At 60.6% G+C, this 21,961-nt stretch carries 22 protein-coding genes; 11 read left to right on the top strand and 11 right to left on the bottom strand.

Annotated elements, in window-relative coordinates:
• Positions 1–110: 110 nt before the first annotated feature.
• The 6 genes from D460_RS0107765 to D460_RS0107790 all read left to right on the top strand — a co-directional run bounded on the left by D460_RS0107765 (position 111) and on the right by D460_RS0107790 (position 7,220).
• Complete coding sequence (locus D460_RS0107765; protein ID WP_026282902.1) at positions 111–1,178, top strand: LLM class flavin-dependent oxidoreductase; 1,068 nt, start codon at positions 111–113, stop codon at positions 1,176–1,178.
• A gap of 46 nt (positions 1,179–1,224) precedes the next feature.
• On the top strand, positions 1,225–1,842 hold the full coding sequence (locus D460_RS0107770) for an amino acid synthesis family protein (protein ID WP_026282903.1): 618 nt from the start codon (positions 1,225–1,227) through the stop codon (positions 1,840–1,842).
• Positions 1,839–2,804, top strand: coding sequence for a flavin reductase family protein (locus tag D460_RS0107775; protein WP_018897969.1), 966 nt, complete (start codon positions 1,839–1,841; stop codon positions 2,802–2,804). Before D460_RS0107770 ends, D460_RS0107775 begins: the two co-directional genes overlap by 4 nt.
• A gap of 8 nt (positions 2,805–2,812) precedes the next feature.
• Entirely contained in the window at positions 2,813–4,276 is a 1,464-nt protein-coding gene (locus tag D460_RS0107780; protein ID WP_026282904.1) for an aldehyde dehydrogenase, read from the top strand.
• Positions 4,277–4,356: 80 nt separating this feature from the next.
• Complete coding sequence (locus tag D460_RS0107785; protein WP_018897971.1) at positions 4,357–5,829, top strand: NAD-dependent succinate-semialdehyde dehydrogenase; 1,473 nt, start codon at positions 4,357–4,359, stop codon at positions 5,827–5,829.
• Between the two features lie 14 nt (positions 5,830–5,843).
• Positions 5,844–7,220 carry an aspartate aminotransferase family protein gene (locus tag D460_RS0107790; protein WP_018897972.1) on the top strand — a complete coding sequence of 459 codons (1,377 nt, stop codon included), beginning with the start codon at positions 5,844–5,846 and terminating at the stop codon, positions 7,218–7,220.
• Positions 7,221–7,280: 60 nt separating this feature from the next.
• On the opposite strand, the gene D460_RS0107795 is transcribed toward D460_RS0107790, so the two are convergent.
• Together D460_RS0107795 and D460_RS32760 are read right to left on the bottom strand one after the other, a co-directional pair.
• On the bottom strand, positions 7,281–7,691 hold the full coding sequence (locus D460_RS0107795) for a cupin domain-containing protein (protein WP_026282905.1): 411 nt from the start codon (positions 7,689–7,691) through the stop codon (positions 7,281–7,283).
• A gap of 2 nt (positions 7,692–7,693) precedes the next feature.
• The gene (locus D460_RS32760) at positions 7,694–8,536 is read right to left on the bottom strand and encodes an amidohydrolase family protein (RefSeq protein ID WP_018897974.1); all 843 of its coding nucleotides are present in this window, start codon (positions 8,534–8,536) and stop codon (positions 7,694–7,696) included.
• 428 nt (positions 8,537–8,964) lie between these two features.
• Here D460_RS32760 and D460_RS0107805 point away from each other — a divergent pair, with 428 nt between their 5' ends.
• The 4 genes from D460_RS0107805 to D460_RS0107820 all read left to right on the top strand — a co-directional run bounded on the left by D460_RS0107805 (position 8,965) and on the right by D460_RS0107820 (position 12,904).
• The gene (locus tag D460_RS0107805; RefSeq protein ID WP_081619881.1) at positions 8,965–9,999 is read left to right on the top strand and encodes an ABC transporter substrate-binding protein; all 1,035 of its coding nucleotides are present in this window, start codon (positions 8,965–8,967) and stop codon (positions 9,997–9,999) included.
• A gap of 126 nt (positions 10,000–10,125) precedes the next feature.
• Positions 10,126–11,001 carry an ABC transporter permease gene (locus D460_RS0107810; RefSeq protein ID WP_018897976.1) on the top strand — a complete coding sequence of 292 codons (876 nt, stop codon included), beginning with the start codon at positions 10,126–10,128 and terminating at the stop codon, positions 10,999–11,001.
• 3 nt (positions 11,002–11,004) lie between these two features.
• Positions 11,005–11,811: an ABC transporter permease gene (locus D460_RS0107815; protein ID WP_026282907.1), complete on the top strand. Its 807-nt coding sequence runs from the start codon at positions 11,005–11,007 to the stop codon at positions 11,809–11,811.
• Positions 11,801–12,904, top strand: coding sequence for an ABC transporter ATP-binding protein (locus tag D460_RS0107820; protein ID WP_018897978.1), 1,104 nt, complete (start codon positions 11,801–11,803; stop codon positions 12,902–12,904). The genes D460_RS0107815 and D460_RS0107820 overlap by 11 nt, the downstream gene beginning before the upstream one ends.
• A 156-nt stretch (positions 12,905–13,060) precedes the next feature.
• Here the strand turns inward: D460_RS0107820 and D460_RS0107825 are convergent, their stop codons facing one another.
• From D460_RS0107825 to D460_RS0107855, 7 genes are read right to left on the bottom strand one after another with little or no spacing between them, the layout of a single operon-like run.
• Positions 13,061–13,837, bottom strand: a complete 777-nt coding sequence (locus D460_RS0107825; protein ID WP_051110772.1) for a glucose 1-dehydrogenase — start codon at positions 13,835–13,837, stop codon at positions 13,061–13,063.
• A 2-nt stretch (positions 13,838–13,839) separates the two neighbouring features.
• On the bottom strand, positions 13,840–14,688 hold the full coding sequence (locus D460_RS0107830; protein ID WP_018897980.1) for a fumarylacetoacetate hydrolase family protein: 849 nt from the start codon (positions 14,686–14,688) through the stop codon (positions 13,840–13,842).
• The gene (locus tag D460_RS0107835; RefSeq protein WP_018897981.1) at positions 14,688–15,113 is read right to left on the bottom strand and encodes a cupin domain-containing protein; all 426 of its coding nucleotides are present in this window, start codon (positions 15,111–15,113) and stop codon (positions 14,688–14,690) included. The genes D460_RS0107830 and D460_RS0107835 overlap by 1 nt, the downstream gene beginning before the upstream one ends.
• Positions 15,114–15,137: 24 nt before the next feature.
• On the bottom strand, positions 15,138–15,533 hold the full coding sequence (locus D460_RS0107840) for a RidA family protein (RefSeq protein ID WP_026282908.1): 396 nt from the start codon (positions 15,531–15,533) through the stop codon (positions 15,138–15,140).
• Complete coding sequence (locus tag D460_RS0107845) at positions 15,526–15,945, bottom strand: thioesterase family protein (protein ID WP_018897983.1); 420 nt, start codon at positions 15,943–15,945, stop codon at positions 15,526–15,528. Before D460_RS0107845 ends, D460_RS0107840 begins: the two co-directional genes overlap by 8 nt.
• Positions 15,946–15,963: 18 nt before the next feature.
• Entirely contained in the window at positions 15,964–16,761 is a 798-nt protein-coding gene (locus tag D460_RS0107850; RefSeq protein ID WP_051110773.1) for an SDR family NAD(P)-dependent oxidoreductase, read from the bottom strand.
• An 8-nt stretch (positions 16,762–16,769) separates the two neighbouring features.
• Positions 16,770–19,112 carry a bifunctional salicylyl-CoA 5-hydroxylase/oxidoreductase gene (locus tag D460_RS0107855; protein WP_018897985.1) on the bottom strand — a complete coding sequence of 781 codons (2,343 nt, stop codon included), beginning with the start codon at positions 19,110–19,112 and terminating at the stop codon, positions 16,770–16,772.
• A gap of 284 nt (positions 19,113–19,396) precedes the next feature.
• Here D460_RS0107855 and D460_RS0107860 point away from each other — a divergent pair, with 284 nt between their 5' ends.
• Positions 19,397–19,894, top strand: coding sequence for a MarR family transcriptional regulator (locus D460_RS0107860; protein WP_018897986.1), 498 nt, complete (start codon positions 19,397–19,399; stop codon positions 19,892–19,894).
• 76 nt (positions 19,895–19,970) lie between these two features.
• Here the strand turns inward: D460_RS0107860 and D460_RS0107865 are convergent, their stop codons facing one another.
• Positions 19,971–20,315, bottom strand: a complete 345-nt coding sequence (locus D460_RS0107865; protein WP_018897987.1) for a multidrug efflux SMR transporter — start codon at positions 20,313–20,315, stop codon at positions 19,971–19,973.
• A 43-nt stretch (positions 20,316–20,358) separates the two neighbouring features.
• Positions 20,359–21,849: an APC family permease gene (locus D460_RS0107870; protein ID WP_018897988.1), complete on the bottom strand. Its 1,491-nt coding sequence runs from the start codon at positions 21,847–21,849 to the stop codon at positions 20,359–20,361.
• Positions 21,850–21,961: the final 112 nt, after the last annotated feature.

Raw genomic sequence — 21,961 nt, forward strand, 5'->3', positions numbered from 1 at the left:
CAATTCATGCTCGCATAATAGGAGGGAAGCAAGGAAAATTCATAAAGTCGATGGATGGAGCGATGCCGCCATCACCTTAGCGTAACAGTCAGAACGCGAAGGACAGCGACATGAAATTTTCCATCACACTGACACTAGAACGACCAAACGCTTCGACATCAATGGCTGATGTCATCGCTCACACAATTGACATGGCTCAGATCGCCGAAGAGGGTGGGTTTGAAATCGTCTGGGTGGGCGAACACCACACGATCGAAGCCAATATCGGCTCGGCGCCGTTTCTCATTCTTTCCGAAATTGCGAAAAACACATCGCACGTGCGCCTCGGCACGGCATGCATCGTCGCGCCTTACTGGAACCCGATCCGGCTGGCGGGCGAGGCGGCCTTCTTCGATCTGATCAGCAATGGCAGGCTCGAGCTTGGTATCGGTCGCGGCGCCTATCAGTACGAGTTCGACAGAATGGCCCAGGGCATTCCGCAGAAGGTCGGCGGCGAGCATCTGCGCGAGATCGTGCCGGTTCTCGAAGCGCTGTGGGCGGGCGACTACGCGCACGAGGGCAAGCACTGGTCGTTCCCGGTTGCGACCTCCGTGCCGAAGCCGCTGCAGTCGCAGGTGCCGATCTGGATCGCGGCGCGCGATGCCGATACCTACCGTTGGGCGCTGGAGCGCGGATACGGCGTGCATTCCTGGGCAATCACGAGACCCTTCTCCGAGGTTCTCACCTATCGCCAGCGTTTCGACGATGCGCTCGCCGAAAGCCAGTGGGCAGGCCCGCGTCCGCGCTTCATGACGATGCGCCACACCTATGTCAACGAAACGTCGGACGGCTGGCGGAAGGCGACTGACGCGCTGATCCGCAAAAACGGTCAGTTCGAGAACCTTTTCCTCAATCGCGGCGGGGTTACCAATGGCTTCCCGGACAACATCGATCTGAACGCGCTGCAGCATTCGAACGAATACAGCCCGGAAATGCTTCGCGAAAACCTGATATTGGGCACGCCCGATGAAGTGATCGGCAAGCTGCGCCAGTACGAAGAAGCCGGCGTCGACAACTTCTGCTATTTCACCGGCTACGGGCTCTCGCCAGCCGACGAAAAGCGTTCTCTCACGCTGTTTGCGAAGGAAGTGGTTCCGGTCTTCGCGGAAAAGTCTTCGCTCAAGAAAGCAGCCGGCTAACCGGCTGGCTCACGCACGAAACCACTCCAACATATCGAGGTAAACCATGCCGCTTATCCTACGGAAGACTTTGTTGCAGGTCGAGACGACGTATATCGAGGGCGATCGCGCCGTCGGCAGCCCTCTTTCGCTCTACTCCGCCATTGCTGTGCTGAAGAACCCATGGGCCGGCCGCGGTTTCGTCGAGGATCTCTCGCCTGAGATCACCGAGATCGCGCCGCAGCTCGGCCGCATCCTCACCGACCTGATCATCGACGCCGTCGGCAACGGCAAGCTGGTCGAAAGCTACGGCAAGGCCGCCGTGGTCGGCATGTCGGGCGAGGTCGAGCATGCATCGGCTCTGATCCACACGCTGCAGTTCGGCAATGTCTTCCGCAGCGCGGTCGGTGCGACGACCTATCTGACATTCACCAACACGCGCGGCGGCGCAAACAGCCCGATCGTGATCCCGATGGTTCATACGAAAGAATCCGGCAAGCGCTCGCACTACCTCACAATCCAGACCGCGCTGCCGGATGCGCCGGCGCATGACGAAATCGTCGTCGCGCTCGGCGCATCGACCGGCGGTCGGCCACACCACCGTATCGGTGACCGTTACGAGGATCTCAAGATCCTGGGCAACTCGGCGGAGAACCCTGCTGGGGTGGAGGCCTCGACCAAATGAGTGATACAAGCGCAGAGGACAAGAAGAAGGCGTTGCGCAACGCTTTCGGCTCCTTCATGACCGGCGTGACGATCGTCACCACCCTTGCCGACGACGATCAGCCGATCGGCTTCACGGCAAACTCCTTTGCCAGTGTCTCTCTTGATCCGCCGCTCCTGTCGGTTTGCGTTGCCAAGACGTCGCGAAGCTACGAGACGATCATCAAGGCCGACGGCTTTGCAATCAACATCCTTGCCGCCGATCAGCGCGATGTTTCCGATCGGTTTGCCCGGCGCGATCCCGAACGGTTCACGGCGACGAATTGGGAGGCCGGGCCAAATGGTGCACCGGTTCTGTCAGGCGTGGCTGCATGGTTTGACTGCTCACGCGAGCAGACGATCGATGCTGGCGACCACGCCATCCTGATCGGCCGTATCGAGGCGTTCAAGGACAATGCCGGCCAGGGGCTGGGCTACGCGCGCGGCGCGTATTTCACCGCGGCGCTTGAGAACAAGGCGATACAGGCGGCAGCTGCCGCTCCTGAATATACCGCCGGTGTCGTTGCCGTCAGGGATAGTCATGTTCTGCTGGATCGATCGAGCGACGGAAAATACAGGCTTCCGTCCTGCCCGGTCAGCGCAACGGCTGGCGCCGGCGGGTGCGCGGCGGCCCCTGCCGCTGCAGTGTCCAGCATGCTCGGCGTCGATGTTCGGCTGGGTTTCATCTTCTCCGTCTATCGTGACGGCGTCGGTGACGCGCTGAATATCGTCTACCGCTGTGAGCTTGGCGAAGGTAAGCCTGCTCGCGGCCACTTCTTCCCGATCGATGACCTGCCGCTTGACGCACTTATCGACGTGTCGACGCGCGATCTGCTCTCGCGTTTCGCAGCTGAAGCCGCGGTCAATAGCTTCAACACCTATCTCGGCGACGAGAAGGGCGGGGTGGTGCTGCCATCCAGCGCAATGGTAACCGCATGGGCGTGACATCAGAGCTGCCGCGGTTCCAGCAGTATATCGATGGCCAGTTCGAGGATGGCGATTTCACGTTCCTGTCCATCGATCCGGCCACCGGCGCGCCTTGGGCGGTCCTGCCCGAGGCGCGCGAGAGTGATGTCGACCGCGCCGTGCAGGCCGCCCATCGTGCGTTGAAGCAAGGCGCCTGGCCGAAGACGACCGCCACCGCGCGTGGCAAGCTTCTTTATCGGCTCGCCGATCTGGTCAGCGAAAACGCCTCGAAACTGGCGCAACTCGAAACCCAGGATACCGGAAAGATCATCCGCGAGACCACGGCGCAGATCCAATATGTGGCGGAGTTCTATCGCTACTATGCTGGCCTCGCCGACAAGATCGAGGGCATGTATCTGCCGATCGACAAGGCGGATATGGAAACGTGGGTGCGCCGCGAGCCGATCGGCGTCGTTGCCGCCGTCGTTCCGTGGAACAGCCAGCTCTTCCTTTCCGCCGTCAAGATCGGTCCGGCGCTTGCCGCAGGCTGCACGATCGTGCTCAAGGCCTCCGAGGATGGTCCGACGCCGCTTCTGGAGCTCGCCCGCCTGATCCATGAGGCCGGTTTCCCGGCCGGCTGCGTCAACATCATCACCGGATACGGCGAAACCTGCGGCGCGGCTTTGACTCGGCATCCGAAGGTCGCACATATCGCGTTTACCGGCGGACCGGCCGCTGCGCGAAAGGTGGTGCAAAATGCCTCGGAGAACTTTGCGAGCACATCGCTCGAGCTTGGCGGCAAATCTCCGCTGATCGTGTTCGCGGATGCGGATCTCGAAAGTGCGGCCAATGCCCAGGTCGCTGGCATCTTCGCTGCAACCGGTCAGAGCTGTGTCGCGGCATCCCGGCTGGTCGTCGAAGCCTCGGTCAAGGATCGGTTCGTCGAGATTCTCGCCGCGAAAGCCAAGGCCATCCGCATCGGAGCGCCATCGGATTTCGGAACCGAAGTCGGCCCGCTTTGCACGGAGCGCCAGCGGCGGCATATCTCCTCCGTCGTCGAGGCTTCGGCCGCAAGCGGCGCGGATGTCATCTACGGCGGCAAGGCACTCGATCGCCCCGGTTATTTCTTCGAGCCGACCATCCTGGATTGCTCCAAGGTGAGGGCGCCGTCGCTCGAGACCGAACTTTTCGGCCCCGTGCTTTCGGTCGTCGGTTTCGAGACCGAGGACGAGGCCGTGGCGATCGCCAACGATACCGCCTTCGGCCTCTCGGCCGGCGTCTTCACGCAGAACCTGACCCGCGCTCATCGTCTGACCAGAGCGCTCGATGCAGGGACGGTCTGGCTGAACACCTATCGGGCGGTCTCACCCCTGGCGCCTTTCGGCGGTCACGGCATGTCCGGCCACGGCCGCGAAGGCGGCATGGCGTCCGTGCTGGCCTTTACCAAGACAAAGACAGTCTGGCTTCGCACCAGCGACGGCAGCTTCCCCGATCCTTTCATCATGCGCTGATCCTCACCGCGCGCCGACTATCGGCGCGCGGCAAGCATCGCTCACATCACAACGACATATCTCATAAGGAATCCCTCGTCATGACGCTCAGTGACACCACTGTCGCCAGCCATCTCCTCAAGGAGGAGGCCCTGATAGGCGGAAGCTGGCAAAAGGCCGGCTCCGGCAAGGCGATCGACGTGCTCAACCCCGCAACCGGACAGCGTCTCGGCAGCGTGCCCAACATGAGCGGCCAGGAAACGGAGCAGGCAATCGCCTCGGCGCAAGCTGCACTCGGCCCCTGGCGCAGCCGATCGGCTGGCGACCGCGCCAGGATCCTCAAGCGCTGGCATGGACTTATCCTCGAAAATCTTGAAGCGCTCGCCCAACTGCTTACGGCCGAGCAGGGCAAGCCGCTTGCCGAGGCGCGTGGCGAAATCGCCTACGGGGCATCCTTTGTCGAATGGTTCGCCGAGGAGGCCAAGCGCGTCTATGGCGATACGATCCCCGCTCCCAAGGCCGGCAGCCGTATCATCGTGCAGAAGCAGGCAGTCGGTGTAACGGGCGCGATCATTCCATGGAACTTCCCGTCCGCGCTCTTCAACCGTAAAGTCGCGCCGGCTCTCGCGGCCGGCTGCACCGTCGTCGTCAAGCCGTCGGAGCTGACGCCCTACAGCGCGCTTGCGCTGGCATGGCTGGCCGAAGAGGCCGGTGTGCCCGCCGGCGTCATCAATGTCGTCACCGGTGATCCGGCGCCGATCGGCGAGGCGCTGACATCAAGTTCCGTGGTGCGCAAGATCTCGTTCACCGGATCGACCAAGATCGGCAAGCTCCTGCTCGAGCAGGCATCGCGAACCGTGAAGCGCACCTCGATGGAGCTTGGCGGCAATGCACCGCTGATCGTCTTCGACGACGCCGATATCCCAACGGCGGTCGCGGCTTGCATGAATTCCAAGTTCCGCAACGCCGGCCAGACCTGCGTCTGCGCCAATCGCATCTACGTGCAGCGCGGTATATTCGACAAGTTCACCGCGGCCCTGGTGGACGCGGTTAAGAAGCTTGTCGTCGGTCCTGGTGTCGGAGAAGGCGTGACCATCGGTCCCCTCATCAATGCCGCCGCTGTTGCCAAGGTCGAACGCCATCTCGCCGACGCGGTCGCAAAGGGCGCCACGATCATCGAGGGTGGTAGCCGGCACCCGCTGGGCGGCCAGTATTTCACGCCCACGGTCCTGACCGGCGCGAACGCCGCCATGGAGCTCGCGATGGACGAGACCTTCGGCCCGGTCGCGCCTCTGTTCGTCTTCGACACGGAAGAAGAGGCGATTTCGCTTGCCAACGACACGTCGTATGGCCTTGCGTCCTATATCTTCACGTCGAACATCGATCGCGTATGGCGCGTAACCGATGCCATCGAGACGGGCATGGTCGGTGTCAACGAGGGCCTCATCTCCAATGAAGTCGCGCCCTTCGGCGGCATCAAGGAGAGCGGCTTGGGTCGCGAGGGCTCGAAATATGGGATCGATGAATTCCTCGAGCAAAAGTATATTCTCATTTCGCCAACCCTAGCTGCTTGAAGGACGATGTTTGCATGAGCACCACCCGCTCCAATTCGCTGCCACAGATCGACGTGACATCGACACTCCACCCCTACACCGATGCGCGCCGACACGAAGAGATCGGCCCCATGGTCATCGAAAAGGGGGAGGGGATCTATGTCTACGACGCGGACGGCAATCGCTATATCGAGGGCCTTGCCGGTCTGTGGTCGGTGGCTGTCGGCTTCAATGAGCCTCGGCTCGTGGACGCCGCCGCCCAGCAGATGGCCAAGCTTCCCTATTACCACACGTTCAGCCACAAGGCGCACGAGCCGTCGATCCGGCTCGCTGAAAAGCTCGTGGAGATGACCCCCGACAACCTGACGCGCGTCTTCTACACCTCCTCCGGATCGGAAGCGAACGACACGGTCGTGAAGATGATCTGGTACATGAACAATGCGCTCGGGAGGCCGAACAAGAAGAAGTTTCTCGCGCGCAATAAGGGCTATCACGGTATCACGATTGCCTCTGGCTCGCTGACTGGCCTGCCCAACAATCATCGCGACTTCGACCTGCCTGCGATCCCGGTGCGGCACCTGACCTGCCCGCATTTCTATCGTTTTGGCATGCCGGGCGAGACGGAAGCCGAGTTCACCCAGCGCCTGATCGCGGAAGCGGAAGCCGCCATCCTCGAAGAGGGGCCTGACACCATCGCTGCATTCATCGGCGAGCCTCTGATGGCCGCCGGTGGCGTCATGGAGCCTCCGGCCGGATACTGGCAGGGCATCGAAGCGGTTTGCCGCAAGTACGACATTCTGCTGGTGGCCGATGAAGTCATCAACGGCTTCGGCAGGCTCGGTTCGTCCTTCGGTGCCGTTCACTATGGCTTCACGCCGGATATCATGGTGACCTCGAAGCAGATCACCTCGTCCTACATGCCGCTCGCCGCCATTGTCTTCTCTGAGGAGATCTACAACGCGATCGCTGACAACACGCACAAGATCGGCACGTTCGGGCATGGTTTCACGGCATCGGGCCATCCGGTTGCCACGGCCGTTGGATTGGAAAATCTGAAGATCATCGAGGAACGCGATCTCATCGGCAATGCCGCGCGGATGGGCAAACGGATGCAGGAAGGGCTGCGTGGCTTTTCGGATCATCCGCTCGTCGGCGAGGTTCGCGGCGTGGGCCTGATCGCGGGATTGGAGCTGGTCGCAGACAAGACGACCCGCGCATCCTATCCGCAGCCGGGTCGGGTCGGCGCCATGGCTTTCGCGGCGGGGCACAAGCATGGGCTCATCGTTCGCGCCATCGGCGACACGATCGCGCTCTGCCCGCCGCTGATCATCACGGAAGACCAGGTCGACGACATGGTCAAGCGTGTCGGGCTGATCCTTGACGACACCAAGCGCGAAGCCGATCTCGTTTGACGAGGAGGTGTGCGCGACCCGACCCCTGGGGAGCCGGGTCGCGCATGTATGTCTGCGCTGCTAGTCCTGCTTGACAGGGCCGTCATAGTCCTCGTCGCTGACCTGCTCGAGCCAGTAGGCGGCGGTGCCGTTCTGCCACTCCTGCAGCCCGATATGGCTCATCGCGACGGTCGGCGAAGCGCCATGCCAATGGATTTCGTCCGGCCCGATCCACACGACATCACCTGCACGGATTTCCTCGATCAGATCACCGCGCCGCTGAATGCGACCGACCCCTGATGTAACAATCAATATCTGTCCCAAGGGGTGTGTATGCCACGCCGTGCGCGCCCCGGGTTCGAATGTCGCGACATTGCCGGCAACCCGGCTTGGCGGCGTGACGGCGAAGAGCGGGTCCATACGGACCCGCCCCATGAACCACTCTTCCGGCCCCACAGCGGAAGGCTGCGAACCGCATCTCGTGATCTTCATGATCAGCCCTGCGCCCCATTTTCCCAAATAAGCGACAGCGGCCGATTATAGATGATGTCTTCGATCACCTCGTCGGGGAAGCGCGGCATCTTAACGTCCGGGCCCCAGTCGTTCAGCTGGCGAAACTCGTCGATCGCTTCCTTCGGCGAGCGCAGCGGGAAATCAGAACCGAAAAGCAGGCGGTCAGTCACCTTGTATTCGAGCGCAACCATCAGGCCGTGATAGAGCTGCCACTTGCGATGGAAGCGAGCCGACAGATCTGCGTAGATCTGCGGATGCTTGCGCATCAAGACGACGCATTCTTCCATCCATGGCTGGCCGAGATGGGCGACGATCATCTTCATCTTCGGGAAGGTGCGGGCGATCTTGTCGAGGTAGGTCGGGCTGCCATACTCATGTTTGGCGAACTGGGCGTAGGCGGCGGACTGGTGCCAGAGAATAGGAACGTTCAGCCGATCGCAGACTTCGTAAAGCGCCCAGGCTTCCTCGCACCATGGGTCGAAACCGCCGTAGACGGGGGAGCATTTTAGCCCGCGCAGTCCGTATTCTTTGATGGCGTGTTCCAGCTTTTTGGGCGCTTGGGGCTCATAGGGATCGACGCAAGCGAGACCGATCGCTCGGCCCTTATGGCGCTGGACATGTTCGGCCACGAATTCGTTCTGCACCATTTCGCCGAGTCGCGGAAAATTCATGGTGATAATCACGAACTCGTCGGCTTCCGAGGCAACTTTCTGATCGAACGTGATAGGATCGGCGACATAAGTCGGCGAAATCTTTTTAGCATATTCTATTGCATGTTCATTTTCTTTTGGCGGGCTAAGGTTGGTGTGCCAGTCGACGATCATCGAGATCCCTCTGTATTTGCCGTTTTCAATAGCCGTAGAAAATTAGAGCTATGGCGGCAAAGCTACCTAGATAAGTAGGATCAATCGGACGATATGCCCCAATTACTTGAATCGCACTCATCGCGCGCGACCCCGATCTCAGGGCTGAGAATAGCAACGCGTTGATGTGCATCAAAAATCTCAGAAAAATCGAAAGGCGCAGGCCAATAATGTTCTCCGAAAAGAGGGGGAATCACGGGACAATTCCACAAAACATTGGAGGACGGCGGAACACATTTATTTACGATGGCTTGCATCACCGGGGGAGAGTTTGGCGGCGAGCGCGCGCCTCAATACAGGCGCGCATTGACGAAAGATAAGATCGAACCAGGAGAAAATGCCTCGATACCTTGAGACATGTCTGTTTAACAAAAAAGGGGAACATAAGCATGGATCGTAGAGAATTTCTGAAATTATCGGCCGCCGGGCTCGCTGTGGCGGGCATGGGATTGGGCCGTCCGGCTTTTGCGCAAGCCAAGGCACTTTCTTTCTGCAGTTGGGGTGGATCGACCCAGGATGCACAGAACGCGGCGTGGGGCGTGCCCTTCACAAAGGACACGGGCTACTCGATCCTGAACGATGGGCCGACGGACTACGGCAAGCTGAAGGCCATGATCGACAGCGGCAATGTCAGCTGGGACGTCGTCGATATGGAGGCGCAGACCGCCTACCAGTTCGCGAAGATGGGCCTACTCGAAAGCATCGACTATTCCGTGGTCAGCCGCGACGGGCTCGATCCGGTGCTGAATACCGACTTCGGTGTCGGCAGCTTCAAGTCGTCGTGGGTTCTCGGCTATAATACGGACTTCCTTCCGGCCGAGCCGACTTCCTGGGCCGATCTGTTCGATCTGAAGAAGTTTCCAGGCAAGCGTGCGCTGTTCAAGTGGTCCGGCATGGGAGCCCTGCAGATGGCACTTCTGGCCGATGGCGTCGCTCCCGATGCGCTCTATCCGCTCGACGTCGACCGCGCATTCGCCAAGCTCGACACGATCAAGAACGAGATCGTCTGGTGGGATTCGGGCGCGCGCTCCCAGCAGTTGCTCGCCTCCGGCGAAACGCCGATCGGCATGTTCTGGAATGGCCGCATCAGCGCCATGCAGCAGGAGGGCATGACCTCCGCGAAGATTGTCTGGAAACAACACATTCCGGGCCCGGATATGCTGGTCATCCCGAAAGGTGCCAAGAACAAGGACGCTGCGATGAAGTTCCTGGCAGTCGCGGTGAGCGCGCAGGGTCAGGCGGATTTCTGCAATGCGACGTCCTATGCGCCTGTCAATGACAAGGCGATCCCCCTGATCAAGCCGGAGATGGCCGAAGCGATGCCATACTCGCATCGCAGCGAGGAAGTGGCCGCCGGTCTCGACTTCTGGGCCGAAAACGTGACCGCGATCGACGGCCGCTGGTTCTCCTGGCAGACTGCCTGATCCTGCAACCGCACGACATGCCGCGCTCGATGTTGGCATATGCGTAAAATGGATCCGGTGCGAACGGCATCGGATCCTTTCAAGTCCCGAAATCCACGATCTCGGCATTGCCGACGAAGTACAGATATGTCGTTGAAAATCAAAAATAGCAGCCTGCATCCTGCGGGCACGGCGGTCGTACGGAAGCGAGACCTTCGCTCCACAGCGCTTGCCGCGCCTCCGCTTCTGTTTCTCGCTCTCTTTTTCGTGCTGCCGCTCTGCGTGTTGTTCGCCATCAGCCTGACAACGCCGGTTTTCGGTTTGCAGAACTATCAGAAGCTCTTGGGGGATAGCACCTATTTCCGTGTCCTGGGCAACACCTTCACCGTCTCCGCGACTGTGACGATCGTTGCCTTGCTAATCGGCTATCCGGTGGCCTGGTTGCTGGCGATCATGCCGAGCCGAGGCGCGCGTATCCTTCTGTCGATCATCCTCATCTCGATGTGGACCAACCTGATCGCCCGCACCTATGCGTGGATGGTGCTGCTGCAAAATACCGGCGCGATCAACCGGGCCTTGATCAATATCGGCTTGATCGATCGGCCTCTGCCGCTGATCAACAATCTCTTCGCTGTCGTGGTCGGCATGACCTACATCATGCTCCCCTTCGTCATCCTGCCGATCCGCACCACCATGATGTCGATCGACCCTTCGATGATGAAGGCCGCCTCGCTTTGCGGCGCGCGTCCCTACCAGGTCTTTTTCCGGGTTCTCCTGCCGCTTTCCATGCCCGGTATCGGCGCGGCGGCCCTGATGGTCTTCGTCATGACGCTTGGATACTACGTGACGCCGTCGCTGCTCGGCGGTGCGTCGAACATCATGCTCGGCGAAATGGTGGCACAACAGATGCTGACGCTTCTGGATTGGGGGCTGGGAAGCGCGGCTGCGTTCCTGCTGCTCGCTATCGCGCTCGCTCTATATGCCGTTTTCGTGAAATTCTTTGGCCTGAAGGCGGTGGGATAAGCCATGTTGCTCACATTGAACAGAATGCGGGCAGGCCGCTATGTCCTCTATACGATCGGCATCCTGACCGCGCTTTTCTTCCTTCTGCCGATCGTTGCGATCGTCGTCCTGTCCTTCGGCTCCTCGCGATGGATGCAGTTCCCGCCGCCCGGCTGGACCATGCGCTGGTATAATGAAGTGGCGGCTGACCCGCGATGGCTGGATGCCTTTGCGACCAGCGCCCAGATCGCTGCCGTGGTGACCATTCTCTCGGTAACCTTCGGGCTAGGTGCTGCGCTTGCCCTTGTTCGCGGGCAGTTTCGCGGCAAGAACCTGATCAACGGCTTGTTCGTCAGCCCGATGATGGTGCCGGTCGTCATATCGGCGGTCGCGCTTTACATCGTGTCGCTGCGCGTCGGACTGAATGGAACATTCGCCGGCTACGTCGCCGGTCACTTGATCCTCGCGCTACCGTTCTCCGTCATCAGCCTCGTCAACGCCCTGTCGGCCTTCGATGTCTCGATCGAGAAAGCGGCCATCATCTGCGGCGCGTCGCCGACCACCGCGTTTCGTCGCGTCACGATCCCCGCGATCTCCGGCGGATTGGCTACGGCCGCGATCTTCTCTTTCCTCATTTCGTGGGATGAAGTCGTCATCAGCACGTTCATGTCCAGCGCGTCCCTGCGGACCCTGCCGATCCTGATGTGGACGTCGGTGCATCAGGACCTGAGCCCGGTGATCGCCGCCGTCTCCACAATCTTGATCTGCATTACACTGGTTGTCGTTGTCGCCTTCCAGCTGTTTCAAAGGAATGACCGCAATGAAGACTAACAGCCCACTCGTTCGTATCGACGCGCTTTCGAAGCAATACGGCGCATCGATGGCCGTCGACAATGTCTCGCTCGATATCGCCGATGGCGAGTTTATTTCCTTCCTCGGACCGAGCGGGTCGGGCAAGACGACGACGCTGTCGATCATGGCCGGCTTCACGGAACAGACGGCGGGCGAAATCTATGTCGACGGCTATCCGCTGACCAAGGTGCCGCCGCACAAGCGCAACATCGGCATGGTGTTCCAGCGCTATACGCTGTTTCCCCACATGAGCGTGTTCGACAATGTGGCGTTTCCGCTTTCGGTGCGCGGCGTCGACAGGCAAGCCATCAAGACCGCCGTCGATGACGCCCTAAAAATGGTTCGGCTCGAAAACCTGGCGTCGCGGCGTCCGGCGCAGCTGTCCGGCGGCCAGCAGCAGCGTGTGGCGCTGGCGCGCGCATTGGTCTACAAGCCGCGGATTCTGCTCATGGACGAGCCGTTGAGCGCGCTCGACAAGAAGCTCCGTGAGGAGATCCAGACGGAACTGCGCAGGCTTCACAGCGAGCTCGCGGTCACCATCATCTACGTCACACATGACCAGGAAGAGGCGCTGCGCTTGTCTGATCGTATCGCGATCTTCAATCAGGGCCGGATCGTGCAGGTCGGTACCGGCGAGGACCTCTACAAGCGCCCGGCATCGGAATTCGTCGCCAGCTTTATCGGCGGGTCGAACTTCCTCGATGGCAAGGTGGTTTCGGCGCAGCAGGGCCGCGTGAGGGTCGATCTCGGCGGTGGTGCGCTCATCGACGTTGCCCAGAATGCCGATGAGGCGGCGCAGGATGGCCGCATCAAGCTCATGGTAAGGCCGGAAGCCATCCGGTTGCTTTCGGCGCAGGATGGCCAGCAAGGTGAGAACGTTATTGCCGGTCGGGTCGTGGACCGCAGCTATCTCGGCGATATCCTGCATTACGACATTCAAACGGCATCCGGGAAAGTATCGGCACGGCTGGCGGCCGCCCATCATGGTTCCGACATGAGCCGGTTCGATCCGGGCAGCGACGTGCTGATGCAGTTGCCGATCGATGAGATCCATATGTTCCCGTCGGCATGACGGGAACATATGGAGCGCAAGCCTGATCTCGCGCGTCTATGGCGCGCTTGATGTACGGGAGATGTAAGTGGGCGATGAGGGAACCGAGCACGTGCTCGGTTCCAAAAGGCGGGCCAGTCGGACGCCGGGGTGCGTCGGACTGGCCCTCGACTATCCTTAAGACAGGATACCCGTTTCGGTCGCCACGCGACGATAGGCGGCGCCGGCCGTGAAGCCGCCGTCGATGACAAAATCCTCGCCGGTAATGAAGCTCGAAGCGGACGAAGCGAGGAAGCAGACCAGCTCGGCGATCTCTTCGGGCGCAGCACTCCGTTTCATCGGCGTCATATCGATCATCGGCTGCAGATGTGGGCTCTTGGCGTTGAGCTCCGTCACCACGAGGCCAGGGCACACCGAATTCACGCGAATGCCCTTCGAGGCGTATTCCATCGCCGCGCTGCGCGTCAGGCCGCGCAGCCCCCATTTGCTCGCCGTGTAGGCGGGGTCGTAATGGCCCGAGAACCCGCTATTCGACGAAATGTTGATGATCGAGCCATCGCCATGCTCCGCCATATATGGCGCAACGGCTTGAATGCCGAGGAAGGCGCCGGTGAGGTTGACCTTCAGCACGCGTTCCCAAGCCGCCAGACTGGTGTTGGCGACGATGCTGCGGTTGATGATGCCGGCATTGTTGACCAGAATATCGATCCGGCCCTTCCATTCCTGGGCAACGGCAACCGCGGCGCGCCAGCTGTCGGGATCGGAGACATCAAGTTCCACGAAGCGGGCATGCATGCCGGCGTTGCGTAGCTTCTCTGCCAAAAGCCGGCCTTCGTCGGTGAGGACATCGGCAATGAGGACGCAGGCGCCCTTGCGGGCCAGCAGCGTCGCTTCCGCTTCGCCCTGGCCCCGCGCGCCGCCCGTGACGATCGCCACTTTTCTTTCGAGCGTCATCGTCAATCCCTCGCCGCTATCGTGCGCTGCCGCTGTTCTCCGAGACCTTCGATCCCAAGAGAGATGACCTGGCCCGGCTTCAGGAAGACGGGGTCGGGACGGATGCCCATTCCCACGCCGGGTGGTGTTCCGGTCGCGATGATATCGCCGGGCTCGAGCGTCATGAACTGGCTGATGTAGCTTACAAGGAAGGCGACGTTGAAGATCATCGTCGATGTCGAGCCGGTTTGGCGCCTGACGCCGTCCACGTCGAGCCACAGCGACAGGTTCCGCGGATCGCTGACTTCGTCCCGCGTCACCAGCCAAGGGCCGGTCGGGCCGAAGGTGTCGTGGCTCTTGCCCTTCGTCCACTGGCCGCCGCGTTCGGATTGGAAGGCCCGCTCGGAGACGTCGTTTACGACGCAATAGCCGGCGACATGGTTCAACGCGTCGGCTTCGCTGACATATTTCGCCCGCTTGCCGATGATCACCCCAAGCTCGACTTCCCAGTCGGCCTTGGTCGATCCGCGTGGAATCTCGACCTCGTCATTCGGGCCAACGATCGCGCTGGTCGCCTTCATGAAAAGGATCGGCTCGTCCGGCGGCGCCTTGCCGGTTTCGCGGGCATGGTCTGCATAGTTCAGTCCAACGCAGATGAACTTGCCGGTGTTGCCTACGCAAGGACCGATGCGATCCGGTGAGACCAACGGAAGCGTCGATGCGTCGATCACCCGCAAGCGATCAAGCGCTGCATCGCTGAGACTGTCGCCGGCGATATCGGAAATATGGCCGGAGAGATCGCGAACGTCACCATTGACGTCAAGCATGGCAGGTTTTTCGGCACCTGCCGGACCGTATCGGAGGAGCTTCATCAGGCGCGCCTAAATCCGGTGAGAATGCTGTCATCGACATCGTCCAGGTTGACGACGATGTTGTCGGGGGTTCGGGTGGTCAGCCAGACGAGTTCTTCGGTGGTCGACATGTTGACCTCGATATGCGGCCAGTTCGGCGGCACGAATATGAAGTCGCCCTCGTCCATATCGAGAAATTCCGACCAGTTCTCGCCGAAATAGATCCGGCCCTTGCCCTTGAGCACATAGCCGCCGGTCTCCGCATCGCCATGGTGGTGCGGCAGGGATCGGTAGCCCGGCTCGTTGGAGACCTTGCCGAACCAGATCTTGGTCGCCGGCGTATGCTGTGGGCCGACGCCGCTGACGCGAATGCAACCACCCGATTGTCCGGTCTGAGTGTTCTCCGCTCCCTTGCGTGTGACTACCGCTTTGATTTCGTTACTCATGTCATCTCCTCCTGGATGGGATGTTTAGTCTGGAACGACTGCCAGAGCCTGGATCTCGATCTTGGCTCGGTCTTCCATCAGCGCCACGACCTGAACCGCCGCCATTGGCGGGAAGTGGCGTCCGATGATTTCGCGGTAGATCGATCCGATCTCCTTCATCCGCGATTTGTAGGCAACGCGATCGGTGAAGTACCAGGTCATCTGAATGAGATGCTCCGGCTTGGCGTCTGCGGCCTTAAGCACGCTGACGATGTTCAGCAGGGTTTGGCGGACCTGGTCGACGAAGTCGTCTGAATTGAACTGGCAGTTCTCGTCCCAGCCGACCTGGCCTCCGACCTGGACCACGCGCCCGCGGGCACTGATACCGTTGGAATAGCCGATCGGCTTTGCCCAGCCTTCCGGCTGGATAATTTCATGCATCATTACTTGGCTCCAGATAGCGTGTCAGTCCGGCGCGAATGTCATCGTGCCAGGGGGTGGATTTGTGGTCGGCAAGCGAGGTGAGGACGAGCTTTTGGCGCACCGTCCAGATGACGTCGCCGCGCACGGTGACGATGGTCTCGAGATCGGCCGACGAGCGGCCGATGGCGCGCACATGGACGGCGAAGTCCAGCACGTCACCGTAAACCGCGACCTTTTGAAAAGCGACGTTCAGCGTAACAGTCGGCAGTCCGAGTTTGCGCTCAAACATCATCTCCTTCCAGGTGACGCCAAAGGAGGCGAACATCGCCTCGTTGACGTCCACGAGCATGGAGAGATAGGCCGGGTGGTAGGCGATCCCGGTGAGATCGCAGTCGCCGAAGCGCAACGGCTTCGATATGGCGAAGGGCATTACAGAACTCCCTGATGCTTATCCGGTAAAAACTTCACCGCCGGCAACGGCGATTGCCTGGCCATTGATCGAGGCGGCGCCCGGCGAGGCGAGCCACGCGACCGTCGCAGCAACCTCTTCGGGTTTCACCAACCGTCCCTGCGGATTGCTCTTGGTGAACTCCTGCAGCGCTTCCTCGGGCGATCTCCCCGTTTTTGCAACGATCGTCTCGATCGAGCGTGCAATCAGCGGCGTGTCGGTGAAACCAGGGCAAACGGCATTGACCGTGATGCCAGTTTTCGCCAGTTCCAGCGCCAATGCCCGGGTGAGACCGACGACGCCGTGCTTGGCGGCGACGTAGGCCGATACGTAAGCGTAGCCCGTCAGGCCGGCGGTCGAGGCGATGTTGATGATTCTGGCGCCGGCGCCATAGGCCTTGAGGTCGCCAAGCGCTGCCTGCGTAACCTGAAAGACGCCCGTCAGATCGACCGACATCACCTGGTTCCACATGGCGAGCGACGTCTTCTCGAACGAAGCGCTCGGCCCTTCGCCGGCGTTGTTGACGAGAATGGAGACCGGCCCGAACTTCGCCCGCGCGGCCTCAAGACCGGCGGCGATAGCATTCGGATCGGTGACGTCGAAACCGCCGACACTGAAAGTCTGCTCGTCCCCAAACTGATCGACAAGCGCCTCAAGCGGAGCGGCGCGCCGGCCGGCGAGTGTCACGCGGACGCCGGCTGTCACCAGTGCCGCGACGATGGCCGCGCCGATGCCCGAGCCCGCCCCGGTGACGAGGGCATGATGCTGGCGAGGCGTTGGCACTAAGGGTTCACTCATGGGAAACCTCAGCTCGATGCCAGCCGCGGTCCGACCGCAGGCGGGGTCGCCTGGGCGCGGGCGAGGTTGGTCTCGTATTGCGACTTGCCGGAGTAGTACGGCTTCGGCCAGGGAATGTTCGTCAGCCCAATCTTTGCCGCCTCGTGCAGAACCCAGGCAGGGTCGGCCAGATGCGGACGCGCGACAGCGCAGAGGTCGGCGCGGCCGGCGGCGATGATGGAATTGGCCTGATCCGCTTCGGCAATCGCGCCGACCGCAATGGTCGGAATGCCGACTTCATTGCGGATCTTGTCTGAGAATGGGGTCTGGAAGAGGCGGCCATAAACAGGCTTTTCCTCTTTCCACACCTGACCGGACGAGCAATCGATCAGATCGGCACCGGCATCTTTGAACATCTGCGCGAAGATCGCGGCGTCATCCGGCGTATTGCCGCCTTCGAACCAGTCATGGCAGGACAGGCGCACGGAGATCGGCTTGTCGGCCGGCCAGACCGCGCGGACCGCCTTGAATACCTCCAGCGGATAACGCGCGCGGCTTTCGTGGTCGCCGCCATATTCGTCTGTCCGCTTGTTGGTCAGCGGCGACAGGAAGCTCGACAGCAGATAGCCGTGCGCGCAGTGCAGTTCCAGCCAATCAGCGCCGACGTCCGCCGCATACTTGGCCGTGCGCACATGATCCGCCAGAACGCGGTCCATGTCGGCGCGATCCATTGCCTTCGGGACCTGGCTGTTCTTGAGATATGGCAGGGCGGATGCAGAGAGCAGCGGCCAGCCACCCTCCTCGACCGGTTGGTCGATCCCCTCCCAGGCGACCTTGGTGGAGCCCTTTCGGCCGGCATGGCCGATCTGGATCCCGACCTTGGCTGCCGAATTGGCATGGACGAACTCGACAAAGCGCCGCCAGCCGGCGGCCTGCTCGTCATTCCACAGGCCGAGGCAACCGGGCGTGATACGAGCGTCAGGGGACGTGCAGGTCATCTCGGCGAACACCAGACCGGCACCGCCAAGAGCGCGCGAGCCGAGATGCACCATATGAAAATCGCTCAGCATGCCGTCCTTGGCGGAATACATAGCCATCGGCGACATGACGATACGATTGGTCAGATGTGTGTCGCGCAACGAATAGGGCGTGAACATCGGCGGCAGGACGCGGCCGTTCGACTTCGCCTCGATGCCGTTCTTCTCCGCGAACCAACGCTCGTAACCTTCGAGCCAAACAGGATCTCGCAGTCGCAGGTTCTCGTGGCTGATGCGCTGCGAGCGAGTCAGCATCGAATACATGAACTGTGGCGGCTCCAGCGTATCGGCGTAGCGCTGCCCGACGACCTCGAACCATTCCATCGCGTTGCGCGCGGCGTTCTGGATACGCGCGACATCGACACGGCGGATTTCCTCGTAGGTTTCCAGAACCTGCGGGATTGCTTCCTTGGTGTGGCCGAGCTTGTTGAACTGGTTGGTGAGCTCGATCGCATCGTCGATCGCGAGCTTGGTGCCCGAGCCGATGGCGAAGTGGGCGGTATGAGCGGCATCGCCCATCAAAACGACATGCGAGTTCCCGTTGAAATGGCTCCACTTGCCGCAGATCAGTCGGTTGAAGTTGAGCCATGCCGAGCCGCGCAGGTGGCGCGCGTTGGTCATCAGTTCGGCGCCGTCGAGCACCTCGGAGAACAGGTCCTGGCAGAAATCGATCGATCCCTGCTGGTCCAGCTCGCCGAGGCCATGCTTTTCGTAGGCCTCTTCTGTGGTCTCGACGATGAAGGTCGAGGTGCTGTCGTCGAACTTGTAGATATGGGCCTGGAACCAGCCGTGATCCGTCTTGCGGAAATCGAAGGTGAAGGCGTCGAACTGCTTGTGGGTACCGAGCCAGATGTAGCGATTGGGCCGAACAACCAGATCGGGCTGGAAGACATCCGTGTAGTTGTTGCGGATTTTCGAGTTGAAACCGTCCGAGGCGATGATCAGGTCGGCATCGGGATAATCAAGATCGCCGGCCGAATCCGTCTCGAAGACGAGTTCCACGCCGAGCGCCTCGCAACGGCGCTGCAGGATGTTCAAGAGCTTCTTGCGGCCAATGCCGACAAAGCCGTGGCCCGATGTACGCTGGCGGGTGCCCTTGAACAGAAGCTCGATGTCGTCCCAGTGATTGAATGCGTCCTCGATCTCGGCGGCGCTTTCCGGATCCCATGCGCGCATGGACACCATCGTAGCGTCCGAGAAAACCACGCCCCAACCGAACGTGTCATAAGGTCGATTGCGCTCGACGACCGTCACGGAATGATCGGGATGAAACTTCTTCATCAGAAGCGCGAAGTAGAGCCCTGCTGGGCCTCCGCCAACGCAGACTATGCGCATGTAACACTCCATGAGGGTAGGAAACAGGATAAAGCTTGAAAATATTTGAAGCTTAAAATAAAATCGTATTCGGCAGCTGTCAACTGAATTCCAAGGTCTCCGCAATCTCTATCGATCGCGCATTCTGCAAGCGAACGCGCGGGAAATTCGGGATTCTCGTCAGCCGAGAAAACGTTTCCGGTTAAAATCGCACCAAGAAACTCTGTGGATTGCGTAATCACCGATACAATCCTTTTAACTTGAAATATGTTAGCTCAGGCTCTGACGCATTATTTGAGAGGACCATGATGCAGAACGGAGCAGTAGACGCACGCGAGGATGAGAAACGTGAGCTGCGGCTTTGGTTGCGCCTGCTGACAACGACGAAGGTGATATCGCAGGAAATCCGGCGCCGCTTACGCCGTGAGTTCGGCGCCACGCTCCCGCAGTTCGACGTTCTCTCGCAGCTGTTCAGGGAACCCGATGGCTTGCGTCTTGGCGAGCTATCAAAGCGCACCATGGTCACGAACGGCAATGTCACGGGATTGGTCGAACGGCTTGAAACCGAAGGCCTCGTGGTCCGACAGGCCTTGCCGTCGGATCGGCGCGTGACGATAACGCGGCTGACGGACGAAGGGCGCGCGATATTCCAGCGCATGGCGGATGCGCATGAGACCTGGCTGAAAGATATGATGTCGGACGTTGACCCCATCATCGTTTCCGGGCTCCTTGCTCACGTCGATAAGGTGATCCATTCCGCGCAGAGACACACATCCGATGACGGTACGCCGGACGAAGCGTGACGGCCGATGGGGCGATCTCGGCTCCCACCGCGCGCGGAAGGTGAGATGTGGCGGCTCTGCCGCCACGACCTCGATTTCAGTGGGTCAGTGATTTCGAAAAGACGTTGGCCACGACCACGCCGGCGACGATCATCGTGATGCCGACGATCGCGCCGGTATCCAAGGTCTGCCGGAAGAGCACCACGCTCACCATCGCCGTCAGAATGATGCCGAACCCGGCCCACACGGCATAGGCGATGCCGAGTGGTATCGCGCGCAGCGCCTGCGACATCAAAAAGAACGATGCGGCGTAGCAGACGATCATGAAAATCACGGGCAGGACTTTGGTGAACTGCGCGGATTTCGCAAGGCTTGCCGTTGCTATCACCTCGAACATGACGGCGAAGGCGAGGGTGAAATATGCAATGACGACTGGTTTCATGGAATTGTCTTCTTGATGATGCGGCAAGCTTGCCGGGGAGTTTTTAGGTGGTGAGCGCCATGTTCAACCGGCGTTCCCTGATAGCAGCGGCTTCCTCGGCAGTGTCGCCGGCGGCGAGCCCCTGATAGACATCGGCCCGATTGGCCTTCAGCCATAGCGTGAAGCCGCAACCGGCGATGAATAGTGCGACGAAAGCCAAAGGCAGGTAGACCGCCCAGCTTTCCGACGAGCCGGTCACCCATTCAAGGCTGGTCAACTCGATCGCCAGCGCGCCAGCCAGGAGGACTGCCGCGATCGCCGGCGCGAGTTGCGTCTTGACTTGGCTGACGTCGGCTTCGCCGTTGCGACGGAAATATCCGATCACCGCGAACGACGCGAAAAACTGGGTGATCGTGATCGCCAGCGCGGACAGACCGAACAGCAATGATCCAACCTGGGTGTAGGCATCCAGATTGTATGCGGCGGTGATGATGCCGGTGAAGATCGTCAGAACAAGCACCGCGCAGTAGGCGCCGATCGGGCTCCGGTTCCGGTTTTCGAGCGCGAGGAAGCTCGGCAGAAGCGAGTCCTGGGCGACGCTGCTCAGGTAGCGGGTCGCATAGTTGGCGGCGGCGACGCTTGCGGCGAGCGCGCCAAACATCACGATAATGGAAAACAGCACCGAGCCGGCGAGGCCGAGATATTCGCTGGCGATGTTGAAGACGAACATGCGGGGATCGTTGGAAAGGATGACTGTCATCGGATCCTCGGTACCCGTGACTGCGAGAAACGCCCAGGTCTCGAAGAAGAATGCGATCGTCAGGATCGCAACGACGCCGATCAGCGCACGGGGTATGGTCTTTTCCGGCTTGATCGCCTCGGGACCATAGAGCGCGCCGCTTTCGAAGCCCTGGAAGCAGAGGATCGCGAAGATGAAGGCCACCTGCCAGTGTCCGCTCGACAGGATGTTGAACGACAGGACGGACATCGGGAAGGCGTCCAATCCCTTGGCCGCAACGATGGCGCCCGCGAGAACGGCAAAGGTCAGCAACTCGATTGCGATCACAACGCGCATGATGCGTGCGTTGAAATCGATGTTGAACCAGGTGAGGACGAGGCCGAGCACGATCTCGAAGCAGAATACCCAGGTCCAGGGCACCAGCACGCCATAGATCTGCAGGATCGAGGAAACCACGGAGGCGACCGTCACGAAAGCCGCAACGGCGCCGAGCACGGCGCCGGCGACGGTGACGAAGGCAATACCGGCGCCGACGGGCCGTCCCAAACCACGGGCAATGTAACTATACGCGGCGCCCGGCCGCGTAATGCGCCTGGCCATCTCGACATAACCGACACAGAAGATGCCCAAGATGACCGCGACGAACAGATATGTCAGCGGCATCGACGGCCCGCCGAACGCGAGGCCCAAGGGCACAAGCGCGATGAGACACGAGAGTGGCGTCAGGATCGCCAGAATGAGACTGATGACCTTGCTTGTCGTCAGCGATCGCTCGACGACGTTTTCCGAAAATGCCTCAACTGATGTGGATGTCATCGCGTTCTCCGTGGTGGGAAGGAATCTATATTCACAGGCAGAATAGACACTCAGAGCAGCGCTTGACGCGCTTGCTCTGAGTTGGTTGCAAGCAATGGGCGTTTGGTTAAAC

The organism is Rhizobium sp. 2MFCol3.1 (assembly GCF_000377565.1).
In the GTDB taxonomy this organism is placed as follows: domain Bacteria; phylum Pseudomonadota; class Alphaproteobacteria; order Rhizobiales; family Rhizobiaceae; genus Rhizobium.

Coding starts and splice junctions, on each gene's coding strand:
- D460_RS0107770 (WP_026282903.1), top strand. CDS start 1,225: ATGCCGCTTATCCTACGGAAGACTTTGTTGCAGGTCGAGACGACGTAT.
- D460_RS0107850 (WP_051110773.1), bottom strand. CDS start 16,761: ATGAGTGAACCCTTAGTGCCAACGCCTCGCCAGCATCATGCCCTCGTC.
- D460_RS0107830 (WP_018897980.1), bottom strand. CDS start 14,688: ATGAAGCTCCTCCGATACGGTCCGGCAGGTGCCGAAAAACCTGCCATG.
- D460_RS0107820 (WP_018897978.1), top strand. CDS start 11,801: ATGAAGACTAACAGCCCACTCGTTCGTATCGACGCGCTTTCGAAGCAA.
- D460_RS0107840 (WP_026282908.1), bottom strand. CDS start 15,533: ATGCATGAAATTATCCAGCCGGAAGGCTGGGCAAAGCCGATCGGCTAT.
- D460_RS0107775 (WP_018897969.1), top strand. CDS start 1,839: ATGAGTGATACAAGCGCAGAGGACAAGAAGAAGGCGTTGCGCAACGCT.
- D460_RS0107765 (WP_026282902.1), top strand. CDS start 111: ATGAAATTTTCCATCACACTGACACTAGAACGACCAAACGCTTCGACA.
- D460_RS0107785 (WP_018897971.1), top strand. CDS start 4,357: ATGACGCTCAGTGACACCACTGTCGCCAGCCATCTCCTCAAGGAGGAG.
- D460_RS0107845 (WP_018897983.1), bottom strand. CDS start 15,945: ATGCCCTTCGCCATATCGAAGCCGTTGCGCTTCGGCGACTGCGATCTC.
- D460_RS0107855 (WP_018897985.1), bottom strand. CDS start 19,112: ATGCGCATAGTCTGCGTTGGCGGAGGCCCAGCAGGGCTCTACTTCGCG.
- D460_RS0107795 (WP_026282905.1), bottom strand. CDS start 7,691: ATGAAGATCACGAGATGCGGTTCGCAGCCTTCCGCTGTGGGGCCGGAA.
- D460_RS0107810 (WP_018897976.1), top strand. CDS start 10,126: ATGTCGTTGAAAATCAAAAATAGCAGCCTGCATCCTGCGGGCACGGCG.
- D460_RS0107860 (WP_018897986.1), top strand. CDS start 19,397: ATGATGCAGAACGGAGCAGTAGACGCACGCGAGGATGAGAAACGTGAG.
- D460_RS0107835 (WP_018897981.1), bottom strand. CDS start 15,113: ATGAGTAACGAAATCAAAGCGGTAGTCACACGCAAGGGAGCGGAGAAC.
- D460_RS0107825 (WP_051110772.1), bottom strand. CDS start 13,837: ATGACGCTCGAAAGAAAAGTGGCGATCGTCACGGGCGGCGCGCGGGGC.
- D460_RS32760 (WP_018897974.1), bottom strand. CDS start 8,536: ATGATCGTCGACTGGCACACCAACCTTAGCCCGCCAAAAGAAAATGAA.
- D460_RS0107790 (WP_018897972.1), top strand. CDS start 5,844: ATGAGCACCACCCGCTCCAATTCGCTGCCACAGATCGACGTGACATCG.
- D460_RS0107805 (WP_081619881.1), top strand. CDS start 8,965: ATGGATCGTAGAGAATTTCTGAAATTATCGGCCGCCGGGCTCGCTGTG.
- D460_RS0107815 (WP_026282907.1), top strand. CDS start 11,005: ATGTTGCTCACATTGAACAGAATGCGGGCAGGCCGCTATGTCCTCTAT.
- D460_RS0107865 (WP_018897987.1), bottom strand. CDS start 20,315: ATGAAACCAGTCGTCATTGCATATTTCACCCTCGCCTTCGCCGTCATG.
- D460_RS0107870 (WP_018897988.1), bottom strand. CDS start 21,849: ATGACATCCACATCAGTTGAGGCATTTTCGGAAAACGTCGTCGAGCGA.